At 65.8% G+C, this 2,469-nt stretch carries 1 protein-coding gene; it reads right to left on the reverse strand.

Translation table 11 applies throughout. The features are described 5' to 3' along the window. Nucleotides 1–650: 650 nt before the first annotated feature. Complete coding sequence (locus ACWF9Z_RS36625) at nt 651–956, reverse strand: transposase (RefSeq protein WP_453609940.1); 306 nt, start codon at nt 954–956, stop codon at nt 651–653. Between the last annotated feature and the right edge of the window lie 1,513 nt (nt 957–2,469).

Below are 2,469 nucleotides of genomic sequence, written 5' to 3' on the forward strand. Positions count from 1 at the left end.
CCTCGGCGGCGTGCTGGCTGCCCTCGGGGCCGCCGGAGCCACGGTGGTGGCCCTGCACCAGCTCATGGCGTAGAACCGATGCGGGTGGAGGCGCCTGGCGAGCACCTCCACCCGAGCCGTATCCGGAACGCGCAGGGCGACCTGACAGGCGTAGGCCGTGTTTTAGATCAGGGTTCCGGTTCACGTCTCACGCCGTGATGACCATCGCGTGGGGATCTTTCTGATGAGCAGTGGTCGGTTGTGGAGTCGTTGCTGCCTGAAGTGACCCCTCAGGTCCCGACACTTCCGTTTATGCCGCGAGGTCCAGCCGTTGATGGCGGCAGACCCTCGCCTGGTACGGGGTGATGTAGCCGGTTGTTGAGTGAATCCGCTCCCGACCCGCGATCCGAGTGAAGGATCGCGTTGCCCGCCGTATGCCCGCCCGCATGAGCCATCTGGATGGCGTCCGAGACCGGCTCGGGTGCGCATGTGGTCGGCCATCGACCAGCCCACGGCCTCCCGCGTGCACAGATCGATCACCCGCCAGGTAAAGCCATCTTCTTCATCGGCCTTCCCCTGCCGTGCCTCCTGGTTTTGGTGCCACGTGTAGTAGCCGGAGCGATCCCGGCCGAGGACGTCGCACATCCGCTTCACCCTGTGGGCGAAGCGGATCACCGTGTCGTCTCCCGTGCGAAATGGGCGGCGGCCTTCCGAAGGATCTCGTTGTCCTCCTCCAGCCGGGCGTTCTCCCGCCGCAAGCGCTTGAGCTCTTCCTTCTCGTCAAGGTTCATGTCGGCGTCACCCCCGCCGTCCGCCGCCTGGACGTGGTCCCGGTTCTCGCGGACCCATTTGCGCAGGGTCTCCAGGCGGATACCCAGGCCGTGGGCGATGTCGGTGAGGGAACGGTCCGGTGAGGACCGCACCAGGTCCACCGCGTCCCACTTGAACTTTTCGGGGTAATTCTTCCGCTTTGCCACCTTGGATCACTTCCCCTGGATGACGAAACATCCAGCATCCAGGTGTCGGAATTTCGGGGGTCACTTCACTCTCGACAACGCCACGTGGCAGGCTCTGGAAGGCCGTCTCGCCCACAGAAGAGCCCTGCACACGCAGAATCCGCACGTGACTGGTCACCCGGCTCACCAGAGTTACCGCCGACCCGGCTGGCGCGGCCCACATCCGTGACAGCCTCGACCCGGTCGGCCTCCTCCCGCGCGTCCTGCGCTCCACACGGCTGCTCACCCTCGCCGACGAACTCGACGTCAAACAGCTCACCGTGGTGCTGGGCATGTCCTACGGTGGAACCGCCCACTACCGGTAGCACCCTGAGCAGCGGTCAGACCTGGTGGCTTCCTCGCCGACATCGTTCGAAGCGTCGGTCTCGCTGGTCGGTGAAACTGAGCAGGCGTCACGCCCCTGAGCTGGGGTTGTGCAGGAGCACCAGTCGGCGACACGTGTTGTCGCCGCCGGTCAGTGGAACTGGTACGGGATGATCTTTCCAGAGTTTAGCTCTGGAGAAGATTGAATCACTTTGGTCGGAGGCCTGTTTCGACGAGGTCTCCTCAAGGGGTTCGTGACCATGTTTTCATCTTTTCCGGGTCGGCCCGCGGAGTGGGCTTTGGTTCTGGAGGCGGAGCCGGAAGTGCCTCAGATTGGGGGCGGAGCGGACCCACCTAACGGGCCGCAGGCCCCCGGACCCTGTTGGCGCGCGGCGGGGCGGGCCGGATTCGAACCGGCGTCAGACCCCCTTGAAGGGGGGCGCGTCTACCTCTGCGCTACCTGCCCCCGCCGCGGCCTGAACAGGCTACGGCACCCTCCGTCGGCCCCTGTTGCCGGCTGCCCGCGGAGCGGGCTGGTCCTGCAGACGAAGCTGCCCACGGCTCTTCTTTCGGATCATGGCTGGACAGCGTCACCACTCTGCCCGCGCCCAGGCCAGTTGCGCGTCGCTCAGTGGGGGGTCGAATCCTTCTGGGAACATCAGCATGAGTGGTTGCGGCCACGCGCTCTCGGGCCCGTGGTCTTGACAGTCCAGGGCTATGAGGTGCGGCCCTTCCTCACAGGCCTCGTGCCTGTAGAAGCAGTCATGGGTCTGGCAGAAGTATCCGAACATTGAGCAGCTGTCCTCATCGCTCGGTTCGTAGAAATCGGGATCACGGACGATCTGGGTCACGTGATCCTGCCGATTGAACCGGGGGATGGGCCGGGGGTCATGCCACAGCAGTCGGGGAGGGAGCATGCGCTCATCCTGCATAGGGGCGGGCCCTTTCGTACCGGCTTTGTTGCAAGCTGCCCGCAGCGAAGCGGAATCCCGAACTCGGGCCGAAGCGAAGCGCCGGCCCCCAGCCGAAGGCCGGCCCTAGCCCCGGCGAAGCCGGGGCCGCTGAGCGGAGCGAAGCGGTTCACTGCTCCGGAGCGAAGCGGAGGAGCAGGCGCCGAAGACCCCGCCGCCCAGCGCCGCGAGGACGTTATCTCCGATCCCCGCTCCGCCAG

The sequence above is a fragment of the Streptomyces sp. NPDC054961 genome (assembly GCF_053609145.1).